The following is a 17,398-nucleotide window of genomic DNA, read 5'->3' as shown; positions in this document are numbered from 1 at the left end:
ACGGGAGGAGCCGTCAATACGGTGACGTATCCTCCGCGCATGGTGAACGACTCCCCCCGGCTGTCCGCCCAGGACTGGACGCGGGCCGCGCTGAAGGCGATCGCAGACGGCGGGCTGGCCGCGGTCGCGGTCGAACCGCTCGCGCGGACGCTCGGCGTGACCAAGGGCAGCTTTTACGCGCACTTCCGCAACCGGGACGAGCTGATCACCGCGGCTCTCGCCGATTGGTGGCGAAACCACGGCGAGGCGGGACTCGCCGAGTACGCCGCGATCGCCGATCCGCGGCAACGGCTGCGCGAGCTGCTCACCGCCGTCGTGCGCGCCGTCCAGCCGTTAGCGCCGTCGGTGCACCTCAGCCTGCTCGGCGACCGCAACGACCCTCGGGTCAAGGAAGCAGTCAGCCGGGTCAATCAAGCCCGGCTGAACCTTCTGACCAACACTTACCGCGAACTCGGCCTCTCGCCGGACCAGGCGGCGAACCGGGCGCGTGTCGCTTACGCGGCCATCCTCGGGCTACAGCACCTGGCGCAAACCGAGGCGGATTCGCCGAGCCCCGACGCACTCGCGGACGCGGCGGCCGCGATCTTCCTGCCGTCCTGACGATCAACCCGCGCAGACCAATCGCGGCAGCCCTGGCCTCCCAGCGGCGAATCCGCCGATACAGGCCCCGGCCTCGCTAAGACAGATTCGCCATCAATCGGCTAATCCCTGGTCAACCAGGCATTCGCAGACCCGAGCGCCCACCCGCGCGAGCAAGGCGACCACCACCGGATCGCTCGATAAGGTGGCGTTCCTGGCCGCGCGCCGCCGAGGAAGGTGTGATGGAGATGCGGGTGCTCGTCTCGGTCGACATGGAGGGAATCGCCGGGGTGGTCCACGGCGAAGAGGTCATTCCCGGGCACAGCGAATACGAGCGCAACCGCAAGCTGCTCACCGCGGAGGCCAACGCCGCCGTTCGCGGGATCTACACCTACGACGCGGCCGCGCAGGTACAGGTCACCGAGGCGCACGCGAGCTTCCGGAACCTTCTGCCCGACCTGCTGGACCGACGTGTCGAGTTGCTCCGCGGCACACCCAAACCCGGCGGGATGATGGCGGGATTGGCCGAGGACACGGACGCTGTGCTGTTCATCGGCTATCACGGCAAGGCCGGCACGCCCCGTTCGGTCATGGCGCACACCATCTCCGGCGGAACCGTCGCGGACGTGCGCTGCAATGGCCGTTCCTTGGGCGAACTCGGCCTGAACACCGCGCTCGCGGCGCACTACGGCGCACCGCCCGTGCTGGTAAGCGGCGACGACACCGTGGCAACCGAGGCGGCCGAGGTAGCGCCGGGCATTCGCTCGATAGTGGTCAAACGCGCGCTGGGTGCTCTCTCGGCGGCGATGCTGCATCCCGATGAGGCATGTGACCGTATCGAGCACGCGGTGCCCGAAGCGCTGGCCGGTCGCGAGGACGTCCGTCCGCTGCGCTTCGACGGCCTGGTCCAGCTGGAAGTCCAGGTACATCGGCCCCGGATGACCGAACACGCGCTGCTGGTGCCGGGAATGGAACTCGCCGACGGCTGCACCCTGCGCTACCAGGCACCGGACTTCCCGACGGCCTATCAGGTCGTCGAACTCATCGCGACGCTCGGAGCCGTCTGATCCCGGCCAGCCGGACCCGTCCGCCAGGGCCGCCCCCACGAAGATGCACTCAAAGCAAGCCTCTGACCTGGGCAATCGCGCGCGGGCTTCGGATTCGCCACTAAACGGCAACAGCCGCCCACCAAGCAGATCAGGCCGATTCGCCAGTCAGAAAGCCCTCACGAAAAGCGGAGAACTACGACTCCCCCGGCAACTCGAACTCCCCGTCCCGAACCCCGCGCGTGAACGCGTCCCATTCCGAAGGCGTGAACACCAGCACCGCGCCGTCCGGGTCGGTCGGCTGCCGGATGGCCACGTAGGTCACCCCGTCCGAATGCGGGACGAACGCGTACTCCGCGCAATGCTCCAGGGTCACGCCCGCCGGTTCGGCGCGGATCCAGGTCGCGCCGGTCAGGTCGAGCTCGTGCCTGATGTGCGCCTTGTCGTCGGTCGGGCGGCTCATCGGCACAGCGTATCCGCCATTCAGCGGCAACGCCCTGGAACGAAAAGAAGACCCTGCCGTCCGGCGAACGGACGGCAGGGTCTTCTCCGGAGAACCGGTCAGGCCTGGAAAATCAGGCGGTCTCGGTGATCGGCCGGTCCACCCACGACATCAGGTCGCGCAGCTTCTTGCCGGTCTTCTCGATCGGGTGCTGGTTGCCCTGCTCCTCGAGCTTGGTGAAGTTCGGCCGGCCGGCCTCGTCCTCGGCGACCCACTCGCGGGCGAAGGTGCCGTCCTGGATCTCGCCCAGGATCTTCTTCATCTCCTCCTTGACGGCCGGCGAGATGACACGCGGGCCGCGGGTGAGGTCGCCGTACTCGGCGGTGTCGGAGATGGAGTAGCGCTGGCGCGCGATGCCGCCCTCGTACATGAGGTCGACGATCAGCTTCAGCTCGTGCAGCACCTCGAAGTAGGCGATCTCCGGGGCGTAACCGGCCTCGGTGAGCACCTCGAAACCGGTCTGCACCAGCGCGGACGCGCCACCGCAGAGAACGGCCTGCTCACCGAACAGGTCGGTCTCGGTCTCCTCGGTGAAGGTCGTCTTGATGACGCCGGCCCGCGCGCCGCCGATCGCCGCGGCGTAGGAGAGCGCGAGCGCCTGGGCGTTGCCCGAGGCGTCCTGCTCGACCGCGATCAGGCAGGGCACGCCCTTGCCGTCCACGAACTGGCGGCGGACCAGGTGGCCCGGGCCCTTCGGGGCGACCATCGCGACGTCGACGTTCGCCGGCGGCTTGATCAGGTCGTACCGGATGTTGAACCCGTGGCCGAAGAAGAGCGCGTCGCCGTCCTTGAGGTGCGGCGCGATGTGCTCCTCGTAGATGAAGCGCTGCTTGGTGTCCGGCGCGAGGATCATGATCACGTCGGCCTCGGCGGCCGCCTCGGCGACCGACAGCACGCGCAGGCCCTGCTCCTCGGCCTTCGCCCGGGACTTGGACCCCTCCTGCAGGCCGATCCGGACGTCGACGCCCGAGTCGCGCAGGCTGAGCGAGTGCGCGTGGCCCTGGCTGCCGTAGCCGATCACGGCGACCTTGCGACCCTGGATGATCGACAGGTCGGCGTCGTCGTCGTAGAAGATTTCCACTGCCATGGGGGGTACTACTTCCTTCCGTACTTACACGAAATCTGAGGTTCAGCGGGGAGAAGCGGCGGTGATCGAGCGGGCCCCGCGGCCCACCGCGACCATGCCGGACTGGACGAGTTCGCGGATGCCGTACGGCTCCAGCATCCGCAGCAGCGCGCCGATCTTGTCCGACGTCCCGGTCGCCTCGACGGTGAGCGCCTCCGGCGAGACGTCCACCACCTTGGCGCGGAAGAGCTGGACGGTCTCGAGGACCTGGCTGCGCACGGTGGCGTCGGCCCGGACTTTCACGAGCAGCAGTTCGCGCTGCACCGCGCTGCCGGCTTCCAGCTCGACGATCTTGATCACGTTCACCAGCTTGTTGAGCTGTTTGGTCACCTGTTCGAGCGGTAGCTCTTCAACGGCGACCACGATCGTCATCCGGGACACCTCGGGGTTCTCCGTGGGCCCGACAGCAAGGGACTCGATGTTGAAGCCGCGGCGGGAGAACAGTCCGGACACCCGGGCGAGCACACCGGGCTTGTTCTCGACCAGCACGCTCAGCGTGTGGACAGTCATGCTTGCTCTCCCTCCGCGGCCGCGGCCTCGGCGGCTTCCTGCGAAACCTCGTCGTCGTCGAACAGCGGCCGGATCCCGCGGACGGCCATGATCTCGTCGTTCCCGGTGCCCGCGGCGACCATCGGCCACACCTGGGCATCCTTCCCCACGACGAAATCGATCACGACGGGGCGGTCGTTGATTTCCATCGCGCGCCGGATCGTCGCGTCGACGTCCTCCTTGGCCTCGCAGCGCAGGCCCGCGCAGCCGAGCGCCTCGGCCAGCAGCGTGAAGTCCGGGATGCGGTGCTTGTGCGTGCCGAGGTCGGTGTTGGAGTACCGCTCGGAGTAGAACAGGTTCTGCCACTGGCGGACCATGCCGAGGTTGCCGTTGTTGATCACGGCGACCTTGATCGGCGCGCCCTCGATGGCGCACGTGGCGAGTTCCTGGTTGGTCATCTGGAAGCAGCCGTCGCCGTCGATCGCCCACACCTGGGTGTCCGGAAGGCCGAACTGCGCGCCCATCGCGGCCGGGACGGCGAAGCCCATGGTGCCGAGGCCGCCGGAGTTGATCCAGGTGCGCGGCTTCTCGTACTTCACGAACTGCGCGGCCCACATCTGGTGCTGCCCGACGCCCGCGGCGTACACCGCGTCCGGACCGACCAGCTCGCCGATCCGCTCGATGACGTACTGCGGCGACAGCGAACCGTCGTCGGGCCATTCGTAGCCGGCCGGGTAGTCCTCGCGCCACGAGTCGACCTGCGTCCACCAGTCGCTCAGGTCGGGACGGGCGCGCTCGAACTCGGTCTTCACCGCGTCGATCAGCTCGCCGATGATCTCCTTGCAGTCGCCGACGATCGGCACGTCCGCCTTGCGGTTCTTGGAGATCTCGGCCGGGTCGATATCCGCGTGGACGATCTTCGCGTCCGGCGCGAACGACGACAGCTGGCCGGTGACCCGGTCGTCGAACCGGGCGCCGAGCGCGACCAGCAAGTCGGCGCGCTGCATCGACGCGACCGCGGCGACGGACCCGTGCATGCCGGGCATGCCGACGTGCTGGCGGTGCGAGTCGGGGAACGCGCCGCGCGCCATCAGCGTGGTGGCGACCGGGATGCCGGTCAGCTCGGCGAGTTCGCGCAACTGCTCGGACGCCTCGGCCTTGATCACGCCGCCGCCGACGTACAGCACCGGCCGCTGGGCCTGCGCGATCAGCTTCGCGGCCTCGCGGACCTGCTTGCCGTGCGGCCGCAGCGTCGGGCGGTAGCCGGGCAGCCGGAGTTCGGGCGGCCAGGAGAACGAGGTCATCTCCTGCAGCACGTCCTTGGGGATGTCCACCAGCACCGGGCCCGGGCGTCCGGTCGCGGCCAGGTGGAACGCCTCGGCGATCGCCCGCGGGATCTCCGCCGGGTCGGTGACGAGGAAGTTGTGCTTGGTGATCGGCATGGTGATGCCGCAGATGTCGGCTTCCTGGAACGCGTCGGTGCCGATCAGGCTGCGCGACTGCTGCCCGGTGATGGCGACGACCGGGACCGAGTCCATGTTGGCGTCGGCCAGCGGGGTGACGAGGTTCGTGGCGCCCGGGCCGGACGTGGCCATGCAGACGCCGACCTTGCCGGTGGCCTGCGCGTACCCGGTGGCGGCGTGCCCCGCGCCCTGCTCGTGGCGGACGAGGACGTGCCGGACCTTCGTCGAGTCGAGCAACGGGTCGTAGGCGGGAAGGATGGTGCCACCCGGAATGCCGAACACGACCTCCGCGCCGACCGCCTCGAGCGAGCGGACGAGCGACTGCGCGCCGGTGACGCGCACCGGCGTACCCGCCGGCGGGGCGGGCTTCGGACGTGCTCCTGGGACACCGGGCGCGGTCGGCCCGGGCTTCGCGTCGCTGCGCGACGTGGCACTGGTCATCGGTTCTGCCTCGTGGGTTCTCGGTGTCACTCGTTCGGGTTGTCTGGGCCGTACTTCCGGTCGGGGAACCGGTTTCACGCAACAAAAAACCCTCGCCGACCGTAAGGTCGCACGAGGGTCGCGCGTCGACGCAGAGGACTCTTCCTAAGCGTCGGCGCGCTTGGGAAGTACGAGACCGGTCTGCGTAATCACGGCCCCGACGTTAGTCGCGCGCCCGGGCGAGTGTCAACTCTACGGGACAGCGGTTCCGCATCGTGGACGGCCAGTACTGCCCGCGCGCGACCCGGGCGCAGGCCGCCGCGAGCGTCGGTGCACCATTCCTTCGTGGCCAAGAAACAGCAGGACCAGCGTGCGGACGAGGGCCGGAAGGCCGTCTTCCGGATCCCGACCACGGCGTATCTCGCGATCGGTCTGCTGACCGTCTGTGTGACACCGATCGCACTGGGCGAGATCGGCGGATTCCAGTGGCTGTACGTCTTCCCGCTCGCGCTGTTCGTGTTCGTCGCGCGCACGCGCACCGTCGCGACCCGCGAAGGACTGCACGTCCGGACCGTCTTCGGCAACCGCGAACTGCCGTGGTCGTCGCTCAAGGGACTGGCGATCACGAACAAGGCCCGCGTGCGTGCGGTCCTCGGCGACGACACGCAAGTCAGCCTTCCCACGGTGCGGACGCGGCATCTTCCGGTACTGGCGCTGGTGAGCGAGGGCAAGATCAAGGACCCGTCGGGCGTGCTGAGCGACGAGGAGCTCACCGGGCAGAAACCGGCCGCCGAGACCGCGCCGGAGGCAGCTCCGGAATCCGCCGCGGAACCCGCTCCCGAGCCCGCTTCTGGCTCCGCCTCCGGGCCTGCTGAACCGGAGCCCTCCGCCGACGCGGGACGGACCGGCGGCGGCAACGGCGAACCAGCCGAGTAGAATTGGTAGGACCAGTTTGCGGAGCCGTAGTTCCCCTCCGCCTGGTTCAGCCTTCTGACCTGGGAGAATGCCGTGCCGCACCTCCGTTCCCGGACCACCACCCACGGTCGCAACGCGGCGGGCGCACGCTCGCTCTGGCGTGCGACCGGAATGACCGACAGCGATTTCGGCAAGCCGATCGTCGCGATCGCCAACTCCTACACCCAGTTCGTGCCCGGCCACGTGCATCTCAAGGACCTCGGCGAGATCGTCGCCGAGGCGGTGGCCGAGGCCGGCGGCATCGCGCGCGAGTTCCACACGATCGCGGTCGACGACGGCATCGCGATGGGCCACTCGGGCATGCTCTATTCGCTGCCGTCGCGCGAGATCATCGCGGACTCGGTGGAGTACATGGTCAACGCGCACCAGGCCGACGCGCTGGTGTGCATCTCCAACTGCGACAAGATCACGCCGGGCATGCTCAACGCCGCGATGCGGCTCAACATCCCGACCGTGTTCGTCTCCGGCGGCCCGATGGAGGCCGGCAAGGCGGTGGTCGTCGAGGGCGTCGCGCACGCCCCGACGGACCTGATCACCACCATCGCGGCGTCCGCGAACTCGGCGATCGACGAGGCCGGCCTGTCCGAGGTCGAGCGCTCCGCGTGTCCGACCTGCGGTTCGTGCTCCGGCATGTTCACCGCGAACTCGATGAACTGCCTCACCGAAGCGCTCGGATTGTCGTTGCCGGGCAACGGTTCCACGCTCGCGACGCACGCGGCCCGGCGCGAGCTGTTCTCCAACGCCGGCCGCACGGTGGTCGAACTGTGCAAGCGCTGGTACGGCTCCGACGACGAGTCGGCGCTGCCGCGGTCGATCGCCACGAAGAAGGCGTTCGAGAACGCGATGGCGCTCGACATGGCCATGGGCGGGTCGACGAACACCGTGCTGCACATCCTCGCCGCCGCGCAGGAGGGCGAGGTCGACTTCACGATCAGCGACATCGACGCGATCGGACGGCGGGTGCCGTGCCTGTCGAAGGTCGCGCCGAACTCCGACTACCACATGGAAGACGTCCACCGGGCCGGCGGAATCCCGGCGATCCTGGGCGAGCTGTACCGCGGCGGCCTGCTGAACACCGACGTGCACGCGGTCCACGCGCCGGACCTCGCGACGTGGCTGAACGAGTGGGACATCCGCGCCGAGTCGCCGTCGGAGAAGGCGCTGGAACTGTTCCGCGCCGCGCCGGGCGGGGTCCGGACGACGCAGGCGTTCTCGACGGAAAACCGCTGGTCGTCACTGGACACCGACGCCGCCGGCGGCTGCATCCGCGACGTCGAACACGCCTACACGAAGGACGGCGGCCTCGCGATCCTGCGCGGCAACCTGGCCGAGAACGGCGCCGTGATCAAGTCCGCGGGCATCGACGAGGACCTGTGGCACTTCCAGGGTCCGGCGCGGGTGCTGGAGAGCCAGGAGGAAGCCGTGTCGGCGATCCTCAAGAAGGAAATCCAGCCGGGCGAGGTGCTGGTCATCCGCTACGAGGGCCCGGCAGGCGGCCCCGGCATGCAGGAGATGCTGCACCCGACGGCGTTCCTCAAGGGTTCCGGCCTCGGCAAGAAATGCGCCCTGATCACCGACGGCCGCTTCTCCGGCGGCTCCTCGGGCATCTCGGTGGGCCACATCTCGCCGGAAGCCGCCGCGGGCGGCCTGATCGGCCTGGTGGAGAACGGCGACCAGATCGTTCTGGACGTCCACGAGCGCCGGCTCGAGCTGCTGGTCGAACCGGAGGTCCTGGCCGAACGGCGGGCCAAGATGGAGGCTTCGGAACGTCCGTGGCAGCCGAAGGACCGGGAGCGCCCGATCACCTCGGCGCTGCGGGCCTACGCCCGGATGGCCACCTCAGCCGACACCGGCGCGGTTCGGGACCCGAACCGCTGATCCTGCTTTCTGCTTTCTCCGGGAGGGGCCCGCGCTTAGTGCGCGGGCCCTTTTCGTGTCGTGACCAGTCCGGTTTGGACCGCTGACACCCTCAACCGCTACTGCCGGACCCGCCGTCGACACGATTCGCCGCCCAACGGCCAACAGTCACCGCGGCCAGCCCGAGTCCCCCGAGCCACTGCGTTCGCCGCCCAACGGCGAACGCTCCCCTCCCCACCCCGAAATCCTGATCGACGCGAATCGCCATTCAACGGCAACCAGCTACTCCGGCCAGCCCGGCTCCTCCGGTCGAGCAACATTCGCCACCGAACGGCGAACGCTCCCTCCCGATCGACCCGAGTCACCGCTCAATGGCGAACAGGCATCCCGGCCGGACCCCAGACTCCGGCCGACGCGAATAGCCATCGAACGGCCACCAGTCGACCACCCACGCCACGCCAAACCAGCCGCGAAACCCTCGGCTACCATCGCCGCTCACGAGCCGAGCCAGCAGGCAACCAGCCCGGATTTCCGCTCTGACCGGGCATTCGCCACTAAACGGCAACACCTCGACGACCTGGTCAGTGACCGGAAGCCCAGCCCAGGCAACCGTCGGCTACAGCCGCCTCCACCGAGTCAACGACGCAGGCCCGCCCAGATCAACGGGTCAGAACGATGACCACCACAGACGCAGCCGCGGCCAGCAGCAACGAGATGAGCCCCAGCGGCAACGGCCGCTTACGCCACGGCGTGTTCCGCTCCAGCGAGATGGTGCCCGCTCCGGTGAAGATCAGCGTCAACGCGCACAGGCCCAGGAGCATCTCGTACTCCCAGCCCTGACCGATGCCCTGGAAGAAACCGCCGTGGAACTTCGCGTAGACGATGTTCGCGGCCACCCCCAGCAGCCCCGCCGCGGCGAGCGGCGTGAAGAGGCCGACGATCACCAGCGCACTGCCCGCGACCTCGGTGACGCCGGTGATCCAGGACAGCAGCGTCGTCTGCTTGTGGTACCCGAACATCTCGAGCACGTGCGCGAAGCCGCCGACGCCCGGCCCGCCGAAAGCGCCGAACAAATGCTGCAGGCCGTGCGCACCCATGATCACGCCAAGCCCCAGGCGCAAGACGAGCAGGCCGAAGCCGAGACCGCCCTGCCGCGGTTCGTCGTAGTCGTTGCCGGCAGAGTCCTCGACACCGGACAGCACGCTGGTCTGGTAGTCGTCCCCTTGAGTGGTCACGCGGCGAAGATTAGGGGATTCAGCCGTGCCCCGCGAGCGAGCACGCCGAGGTCAGGGGCACTTTCAGGGTTAACCCTGAGTGCCGGGCCGACATCCGGGAAAAGGATCAGTATTCGCCGCGCACGAGATTGCCAGGTAGCTCTCCGCCAGCGTACCGGGCGATTTCCACCGCAGCCACCAAATAAGCCCGCCGCCGGACGCCCCGCACCGCTCCGGCCACGTGCGGCGTCAACACGAAACCGGGCGCTGTCCACAACGGATGGTCCGCTGGCAACGGTTCGGGATCGGTCACGTCGAGCGCGGCGCGAAGCCGTCCCGCGGCGAGTTCCGCCGCCAGCGCGTCGGTGACCACAACCGGCCCTTGAGCGGCATTGACCAGCACCGCGCCATCACGCATCGCGGCGAGAAAACCGGCGTCGACCATGCCTCGCGTCCGCGACGTGAGGGGGACCATCATGACCACCACATCGTGGTGCGGCAACAGTTCCGGCAACTCGTCGACACCGTGTACGCCCTCGCGCGCCGACATCCCGACCATCGTGCAGCGGACGTCGAACGGCTCCAACCGCCGCCGCAACTGCCGCCCGACGTCCCCAGCCCCGACGATCAGCACCCGCTGCCCCTGCAAGGTGTCGGACGGCAGCTGCTCCCAGCGTCCGGCCCGTTGCGCCGCCGCGTAGACGTCCAGATTTCGGTACATCGACAGCAAGACGCCGACGACCCACTCCGCCATGCTGCCGCTGTGCGCACCGCGGCAGGTGGACAGCAGAACGCCATCCGGCACGCGGCCGACCCAGTCTTCCGCTCCGGCGGTCAGGAGCTGCACCAGCTTGAGATTCGGCAGATCGCTCCAGATGTCGTCGTCCGCCGAATCCATGGCCGGGACGAGCACCTCGGCTTTCGCAGCCTCCGGCGGCAGCGGACGGCCCCATTCGTAGCGCACCGCGTGGACGAGGGGGATTTCGGACAGCACAGCGACGCCCTCGTCGTCCGGGACCAGCACGGTGACTGTCATGATCACCACGGTAGCCACTTACCAGTGGCTCACGCCGCGCCACCTAGGCTGGGGCATCATGCGTACCCGATTCCGGTGGTCGGCGCCGCTGGCCCTCCTCGCCTGCGGCGGCCTCGTGCTTTCCGGCTGCGCCCGGTTCGACGACACCGCCGCCGGCCAGACGTTCACCCCCGCGCCGGTGCCGAGTCCCGAATCTCCGCCGCACATCCAGGAGCACGGTGACGGCCCCGGCAGCGGTCCCCACACCGGTCCCGCGCAAGCGCCGCCTTCACCGGTTCCGCCTCCGCAGGGCTGCAAGGACTTCGACAAGGCCGTCATCGCCACCTGTCTGGACACAGTCGCCGCCGTCGCCGGACTTCCCGGCGAGGGATCCGCCCCCGCCGCTCTCGCCGGTGAACGGAAAACCGGCCGGGTCATGCTGGCCAGCTCCGGGCACGACGCGACGTCGTTCGCGCAACTGGACGTCCAAGCCGACGGCGACGGCGGGCTCACCAGCCTGGCGCTGTCGCCGAGCTACGTCGAGGATCAACTGGTCTTCGCATATGTCACCACGGCCTCAGACAACCGTGTCGTGCGCTTCGCGAAGGGCCAGGCTCCGAAGCCGGTGCTGACCGGCATCCCGAAGGGCGCGACCGGCAACCGCGGCGCGCTGGCCAGCGACGGAAGCGGTTCGCTGCTCGTCGCGACCGGCGACGCGGGCAACCCCGCCGCGGCCGCGGATCCGAACTCCCTGGCAGGCAAGGTCCTCCGCATCGACGTGTCCGGAAAACCGGCGACCGGCAATCCCACGCCTGGATCCGCCGTCTACGCGTCGGGCCTGCACTCCCCCGGCGGCATCTGCCGTTCGTCCGACGGGAAGCGCGCGTGGGTGACCGACCACCCGGCCAGCGGCCCGGACGCCGTGTACCGACTGCAGTCCGGACAGCCGCTCAGCGCCCCCGCGTGGACCTGGCCGGACAGGCCCTCCCTAGGCGGCTGCGTCGATTTCGTCGACGCTAACGGCATTCTCGGCATCGCGTCGTCCACCGGGCTGCAGAACGTGCCGGTCAACAAGGACGGTGCCGTCACCGGCAAGCCGACGGTCACCCTCGACGGCAAAAGCAAGGCCGCCACGACCTACGGCCGGCTCTCGGCCATGAGCATGATCAACCCGCAACTGGCCGTCGCCGGGACCGTCAACAAGGACGGCGGCAAACCAGTCTCCAGCGACGACCGCGTGGTCCTGATCGTGGTGAGCGACACAGGCGGCGGTCCGGGCAAGGACTGACTCCCGGCGAGCCCCCGGCTGGGCCTTCTCCAGGCCCCGGAACGCCGGTTGACCTGCGGTTAGCCGTTTAGCGGCGACAGCTGATCGCAGCTGATCCGGTCACCGCGGCTGTTTGCGTTCCGCCTCGCCGGGGCTGGCCGTCCAGGCGCTCCCCGCCAGTGTCAAGCTGAACGGAGTTTCGCCGTTCAGCGGCGACAATCACTCGCCATCCGTCGGCACCGACGCGGCACCGCCCCAGAGCGACATCCCCACCGCATCACCCCGCATCGACCCCCGACACCGGCTGCGGCACCATCGTCGTCACCATTCACCTTCTGGGAGCACCGTCGCCATCCCATTTGCCGCCCGGCGGCGAATCTCACTAGCGATGACGGCTCGCCTCGTCGCAGTGGCCGCTCGACGGCAAGTGCGTTAAGAGCTGTCGCTCAACCGGGCACGCCCAGTCGCCGCCCAACGGCGAACCGCCGAGACCGGACCTCGGCTTAGGGCACGTAGTCGCCACTCAGCGGCAAACCCGACCAGCGCCACCTCGCAACCGGGGACACCCCTCGCCACCCAGCGGCGAATCCGGCCCAAGCCTGCTCACCAACGAGGTCCACTCGCCGTAGCCACTGAGCGGCAAATCCGCCAGAAGCCCAGCCAGAAACGCCCGCGTCGCCGTTCAGCGGCGACGACGCGGAGCCCGACTCTCCGCCCGAGCCGCCCGGATGTCCACGATCGCCATCACGACCGACCCGACCGCGAACGCCATCCCCAGATACCGCCCGAGCCCGCCGGAGATCGACACGCCCGCAGCGTCCAGGAACGCCCGCTGGTCACTGTCGAACACCCAGTCCAGCGTCGTCCAGCCGATCACCATCAGCAACACCGTAACCAGGCCGCCCACCAGCCACAGCTGCGGCAGCCCGCTCACCCGTGCCTTCGTGACCTGCCCGAACAACACCACGGCAAGCCCCACCACGGCCAGGAGCAGCGGCGGGCCCCACGAGAAGAGATCCGAATTCCACGCCGTCCGCACGACGTCGCTGTGCGGCAACGTACGGAACGCGTCACGGACGTCGGAAGTAGCGGTATCCGCGGACAACACGGTCCAGGGCAGAGCTGTCGACCCGACCGCGAGCAGCCCGGCCGCCAGGCCGAGCCACTCGCGCCAGGTGGCGCGTCGGAGCGAGAAAGCCACTCAGGAACCGACGCGCTCGATGATCAGTTCGCGCACCCGCTTGGCGTCGGCCTGGCCCTTGGTCGCCTTCATGACCGCGCCGACGATCGCGCCCGCCGCGGCGACCTTGCCGCCGCGGATCTTGTCGGCGATGTCCGGCTGCGCGGCCAAGGCTTCATCGACAGCGGTGAGCAGCGCCGAATCGTCGGAGACGACCTTCAGACCGCGCTTCTCGACGACCTCGCGCGGCGAGCCCTCGCCCGCGAGAACGCCCTGCACGACCTCCTTGGCGAGCTTGTTCGTCAGCTCGCCGGAGGACACGAGCCCGATCACCTCGGCGACCTGCGCCGGCGTGATCGCCAGTTCGGCCAGCTCGACCTCGCGCGCGTTCGCTTCCTGCGCCAGCGTGTTGACCCACCAGCCGCGCGCCTCGTCCGGCGTCGCGCCAGCCTCGACCGTCGCAGCGACGAGATCGACGGCACCGACGTTCAGCAGGTCGCGCAGCGCTTCGTCGGAGAGCTTCCACTCTTCCTGGATCCGCTTGCGCCGCTCCCACGGCATCTCCGGCAGCGTCGCGCGCAGTTCCTCGACCCATTCGCGCGAGGGCGCGATCGGCACGAGGTCGGGCTCCGGGAAGTACCGGTAGTCCTCCGCGGTTTCCTTGGCGCGCCCGGACGACGTGGTGCCGTCGGCCTCCTGGAAGTGCCGCGTCTCCTGCCGGATCGACCCGCCCTCGGCGAGGATCGCCGCCTGGCGCGTCATTTCGTACCGCACCGCGCGCTCGACACTGCGCAGGGAGTTGACGTTCTTCGTCTCCGTGCGGGTGCCGAATTCGGTCGCGTCCTTGGCCATCAGCGAGACGTTCGCGTCGCAGCGGAGCGACCCCTGGTCCATGCGGACGTCGGACACGTCGAGCGCCCGCAGCAGGTCGCGCAGCGCGGTGACGTACGCGCGCGCCACCTCGGGCGCCCGCTCGCCGGTGCCGGTGATCGGCTTGGTGACGATCTCGATCAGCGGCACCCCAGCGCGGTTGTAGTCGAGCAGCGAGTGCTCGGCGCCGTGGATCCGACCGGTCGCGCCGCCGATGTGCAGCGACTTGCCGGTGTCCTCCTCCATGTGCGCGCGCTCGATCTCGACGCGCACGACCTCGCCGTCGTCCAGCGTCACGTCGAGGTAGCCGTTGAATGCGATCGGCTCGTCGTACTGCGACGTCTGGAAGTTCTTCGGCATGTCCGGGTAGAAGTAGTTCTTCCGGGCAAACCGGCACCACTCCGCGATCTCGCAGTTGAGCGCGAGACCGATCCGGATCGCGCCCTCGACCGCCTTGCCGTTGACGACCGGCAGCGAACCGGGCAGGCCGAGACAGGTCGGGCACGTCTTGGTGTTCGGCTCGCCGCCGAACTCGTTGACGCAGCCGCAGAACATCTTCGTGTTCGTGCTGAGCTCCACGTGGACCTCGAGCCCGAGTACGGGGTCGAACCGCTCGACGACCTCGGCGTAGTCCATCAACTCGGCCACGGCAGTCACTTCGTTCCTCCCAGCTCCGGAACCTGGTGCACGAGCGAGCCGCCGGCAGCGGCGTCGCGCGCGGCCTCGTACGCGGCGCCGACGCGGTACAGCCGGTCGTCGGCGAGCGCCGGGGCCATGATCTGCAGGCCGACCGGCAGCCCGTCCTCGTCGGACAGTCCGCTCGGGACGCTCATGGCGGCGTTGCCCGCGAGGTTCGACGGGATGGTGCACAGGTCGGCGAGGTACATCGCCATCGGGTCGTCCACGCGCTCGCCGAGCTTGAACGCCGTGGTGGGCGTCGTCGGCGACACGAGCACGTCGACCTTCTCGAAGGCCTGCGTGAAGTCGCGCGTGATGAGCGTGCGCACCTTCTGCGCGGAGCCGTAGTACGCGTCGTAGTAGCCCGACGAAAGCGCGTACGTGCCGAGCATGATGCGACGCTTCACTTCAGCGCCGAAGCCCTTCTCGCGCGTCAGCGACATGACTTCTTCGGCGCTGTGTTCGCCGTCGTCCGAGACGCGCAGGCCGTACCGCATCGCGTCGAAGCGCGCGAGGTTCGACGACGCTTCGCTCGGCGCGATCAGGTAGTACGCAGGCAGCGCGTACGTGAAGTGCGGGCACGAGACCTCGACCACTTCGGCGCCGAGCGCGCGAAGCTGCTCCACAGCAGCCTCGAACGACCGCAGCACACCTGTCTGGTAACCGTCGCCGCCGAACTCCTTCACGACGCCGACGCGTACGCCGGACAAGTCGCCCTTCGCGCCTTCGCGCGCCGCGGCGACAACCGGAGGCACCGGTGCGTTGATGGACGTCGAGTCCATCGGGTCGTAGCCAGCGATCGCTTCGTGCAGCAGTGCGGCGTCAAGCACCGTACGCGCGCACGGCCCGGCCTGGTCGAGCGAAGACGAGAACGCCACCAGCCCGTAGCGCGACACTCCGCCGTACGTCGGCTTCACGCCCACAGTGCCGGTTACGGCACCGGGCTGACGGATCGAGCCGCCAGTGTCCGTACCGATCGCGAGAGCGGCCTCGAACGCCGAAATCGCCGCAGAGGAACCGCCGCCCGAACCGCCCGGGATGCGCGCGTGGTCCCACGGGTTGTGCGTCGGGCCGTACGCCGAGTTCTCCGTCGACGAGCCCATCGCGAACTCGTCCATGTTGGTCTTGCCGAGGATCACGACACCGGCTTCGCGCAGCTTGCGCGTGACAGTCGCGTCGTACGGCGGCAGCCAGCCTTCGAGCGTGCGAGACCCGCAGGTCGTCGGCACGCCCTTGGTGGTCAGCACGTCCTTCAGCGCCAACGGGACGCCCGCCAGCGGCGACGCCGGCTGCTCCCCCGCGGCCAGCTGCTCGTCGACGGCCTTGGCCGCGCCGAGCGCGCCTTCGGTGTCGACGTGCAGGAACGCGTGCACGTGGTCGTCCACCGCGGCGATGCGGTCCAGGTGCGCCTGCGCGACCTCGACGGCGGACACCTCGCGTGCGTGGATCTTCGCCGCCAGCTCGGCGGCGGTCAGCTTGACGAGTTCGCTCACTGTTCTTCTCCCAGGATCCGCGGCACCCGGAACCGGCCGTCCTCGGCGGCCGGCGCGGCGGCCAGCGCGTCCTGCTGCTCGAGGCTGGGCCGGACGGTGTCCTCGCGGAAGACGTTCGTCAGCGGCACGGCGTGCGAGGTCGGCGGGACGTCCTCCGCGGCGACTTCGCTGACCTTCGCCACCGAGTCCAGGATCTGGTCGAGCTGGCCGGCGAAAACGTCCAGCTCGTCGTCGGTCACGGCCAGCCTGGCCAGCCTGGCGAGGTGTGCGACCTCGTCTCGGGAAATGTTGGGCACGCGGGTGACTCCCGGGGTGTGCTGTGCGGGTGCTCTCGGAAGCTGCAAGTCTATGGTGACGGCGTCGGACGGTTCGACCGGGTTATCGGGCCGCGGGCGCCGGGCAGGGCGTCCCGCTTGCCGGACAGCGGGCCCCAGCGGGTACCCGGTCTGTCACAATCGGCGCCCGGCAAGCGCGTCCCACGACAAGGCTGGGACGCCTGAGGCGAGAGGGGCGCGTGGTGTCGTTCCTGATCCGGGTCCAGCTACCGGACTCCCCCGGCACGCTCGGCGCGGTCGCGACCGCGCTCGGCACCGTCGGGGCGGACATCCTGAGCGTGGACGTGGTGGAACGCGGCGGCGGGCTCGCGATCGACGACCTGGTGGTCGAACTCCCGTCGGGCCGGCTCCCGGACGCGCTGATCACCGCGGCCGAGAGCGTGGAAGGCGTCGAGGTCGACGCGGTGCGGCCGTACGCGGGCATTCTCGACACCCATCGCGAGCTGGAGCTGGTCGAGGAGATCGCCGCGCAGCCGAAAGCCGGGCTGGATTTGCTCGCCGAAGGTGTGCCGAAAATCATTCGCGCCGGGTGGGCGGTGATCGTCGAGCACGCGGAATCGGGCCCTCGTCGCCTGGCTTCGTCGAGTGCGGCCCCGGAGAACCCGTTCACGGACCTGCCGTGGCTGCCGCTGGAACGCGCGACGGTCCTGGACGGCGAGGATTCCTGGGTTCCGGAGACCTGGAAGGAACTCGGCACCGAACTGGCCGCTACCCCGCTCGGCAAGCCGGGGAAAGCGATGCTCGTCGCGCGGCCGGGCGGGCCCAATTTCCGGGCCGCGGAGGTCGCTCGGCTGGCGCATTTCGCCGGGATCGTCGCGGTGGTTCTGGACGGGTGACCCAAGGCTTGGGTCAGCTGTCCTGATGCGTTCGAGACGGCTGTTCCGAGCGG

At 69.3% G+C, this 17,398-nt stretch carries 16 protein-coding genes; 6 read left to right on the top strand and 10 right to left on the bottom strand.

Features of this window, described 5'->3' with window-relative positions; all coding sequences use genetic code 11:
• Positions 1-39: 39 nt before the first annotated feature.
• Positions 40-600 (top strand): TetR/AcrR family transcriptional regulator, encoded by a 561-nt coding sequence (locus SSMG_RS06745; protein ID WP_037712814.1) that lies wholly within the window; start codon positions 40-42, stop codon positions 598-600.
• A 221-nt stretch (positions 601-821) separates the two neighbouring features.
• The gene (locus SSMG_RS06740; protein WP_078560720.1) at positions 822-1,646 is read left to right on the top strand and encodes a M55 family metallopeptidase; all 825 of its coding nucleotides are present in this window, start codon (positions 822-824) and stop codon (positions 1,644-1,646) included.
• Between the two features lie 175 nt (positions 1,647-1,821).
• Here the strand turns inward: SSMG_RS06740 and SSMG_RS06735 are convergent, their stop codons facing one another.
• The 4 genes from SSMG_RS06735 to SSMG_RS06720 all read right to left on the bottom strand — a co-directional run bounded on the left by SSMG_RS06735 (position 1,822) and on the right by SSMG_RS06720 (position 5,646).
• Positions 1,822-2,088 carry a DUF397 domain-containing protein gene (locus SSMG_RS06735; RefSeq protein ID WP_009074021.1) on the bottom strand — a complete coding sequence of 89 codons (267 nt, stop codon included), beginning with the start codon at positions 2,086-2,088 and terminating at the stop codon, positions 1,822-1,824.
• 112 nt (positions 2,089-2,200) lie between these two features.
• Positions 2,201-3,214, bottom strand: a complete 1,014-nt coding sequence (ilvC, locus tag SSMG_RS06730; protein WP_009074019.1) for a ketol-acid reductoisomerase — start codon at positions 3,212-3,214, stop codon at positions 2,201-2,203.
• A 42-nt stretch (positions 3,215-3,256) separates the two neighbouring features.
• Positions 3,257-3,763, bottom strand: coding sequence for an acetolactate synthase small subunit (gene ilvN, locus SSMG_RS06725; protein WP_009074017.1), 507 nt, complete (start codon positions 3,761-3,763; stop codon positions 3,257-3,259).
• Entirely contained in the window at positions 3,760-5,646 is a 1,887-nt protein-coding gene (locus SSMG_RS06720; protein ID WP_009074015.1) for an acetolactate synthase large subunit, read from the bottom strand. The genes ilvN and SSMG_RS06720 overlap by 4 nt, the downstream gene beginning before the upstream one ends.
• A gap of 324 nt (positions 5,647-5,970) precedes the next feature.
• Here SSMG_RS06720 and SSMG_RS06715 point away from each other — a divergent pair, with 324 nt between their 5' ends.
• Both SSMG_RS06715 and ilvD read left to right on the top strand, forming a co-directional pair.
• Positions 5,971-6,561, top strand: a complete 591-nt coding sequence (locus SSMG_RS06715) for a PH domain-containing protein (protein ID WP_050788401.1) — start codon at positions 5,971-5,973, stop codon at positions 6,559-6,561.
• 72 nt (positions 6,562-6,633) lie between these two features.
• Entirely contained in the window at positions 6,634-8,478 is a 1,845-nt protein-coding gene (gene ilvD, locus SSMG_RS06710) for a dihydroxy-acid dehydratase (protein ID WP_009074011.1), read from the top strand.
• A 638-nt stretch (positions 8,479-9,116) separates the two neighbouring features.
• On the opposite strand, the gene SSMG_RS06705 is transcribed toward ilvD, so the two are convergent.
• Together SSMG_RS06705 and SSMG_RS06700 are read right to left on the bottom strand one after the other, a co-directional pair.
• Complete coding sequence (locus SSMG_RS06705) at positions 9,117-9,692, bottom strand: DoxX family protein (protein WP_009074008.1); 576 nt, start codon at positions 9,690-9,692, stop codon at positions 9,117-9,119.
• A gap of 106 nt (positions 9,693-9,798) precedes the next feature.
• A complete protein-coding gene (locus SSMG_RS06700) occupies positions 9,799-10,707 on the bottom strand; it encodes a 2-hydroxyacid dehydrogenase (RefSeq protein ID WP_037716713.1) in 909 nt (302 codons plus the stop codon).
• Here SSMG_RS06700 and SSMG_RS06695 point away from each other — a divergent pair.
• On the top strand, positions 10,706-11,974 hold the full coding sequence (locus tag SSMG_RS06695) for a sorbosone dehydrogenase family protein (RefSeq protein ID WP_199785824.1): 1,269 nt from the start codon (positions 10,706-10,708) through the stop codon (positions 11,972-11,974). The two genes, SSMG_RS06700 and SSMG_RS06695, sit on opposite strands and share 2 nt — an antisense overlap.
• Before the next feature lie 661 nt (positions 11,975-12,635).
• On the opposite strand, the gene SSMG_RS06690 is transcribed toward SSMG_RS06695, so the two are convergent.
• Genes SSMG_RS06690 through gatC form a run of 4 tightly spaced genes read right to left on the bottom strand, consistent with a single transcriptional unit; the run spans position 12,636 to position 16,470 of the window.
• The gene (locus SSMG_RS06690) at positions 12,636-13,154 is read right to left on the bottom strand and encodes a hypothetical protein (RefSeq protein WP_009074002.1); all 519 of its coding nucleotides are present in this window, start codon (positions 13,152-13,154) and stop codon (positions 12,636-12,638) included.
• A complete protein-coding gene (gene gatB, locus SSMG_RS06685; protein WP_009074000.1) occupies positions 13,155-14,660 on the bottom strand; it encodes an Asp-tRNA(Asn)/Glu-tRNA(Gln) amidotransferase subunit GatB in 1,506 nt (501 codons plus the stop codon).
• Positions 14,657-16,174, bottom strand: coding sequence for an Asp-tRNA(Asn)/Glu-tRNA(Gln) amidotransferase subunit GatA (gene gatA, locus SSMG_RS06680; protein ID WP_009073998.1), 1,518 nt, complete (start codon positions 16,172-16,174; stop codon positions 14,657-14,659). Before gatA ends, gatB begins: the two co-directional genes overlap by 4 nt.
• The gene (gene gatC / locus SSMG_RS06675) at positions 16,171-16,470 is read right to left on the bottom strand and encodes an Asp-tRNA(Asn)/Glu-tRNA(Gln) amidotransferase subunit GatC (protein WP_009073996.1); all 300 of its coding nucleotides are present in this window, start codon (positions 16,468-16,470) and stop codon (positions 16,171-16,173) included. Before gatC ends, gatA begins: the two co-directional genes overlap by 4 nt.
• Before the next feature lie 221 nt (positions 16,471-16,691).
• Between gatC and SSMG_RS06670 the strand changes: the two genes are divergently transcribed.
• On the top strand, positions 16,692-17,345 hold the full coding sequence (locus SSMG_RS06670) for an amino acid-binding protein (protein ID WP_037716711.1): 654 nt from the start codon (positions 16,692-16,694) through the stop codon (positions 17,343-17,345).
• Positions 17,346-17,398 lie beyond the last annotated feature (53 nt).

The sequence above is a fragment of the Streptomyces sp. AA4 genome (genome assembly GCF_000158875.1).
Classification (GTDB): Bacteria; Actinomycetota; Actinomycetes; order Mycobacteriales; family Pseudonocardiaceae; genus Amycolatopsis.
The sequence above is the reverse complement of the archived record's forward strand: the minus strand, read 5'-3'. Positions and strand labels throughout refer to the sequence as shown.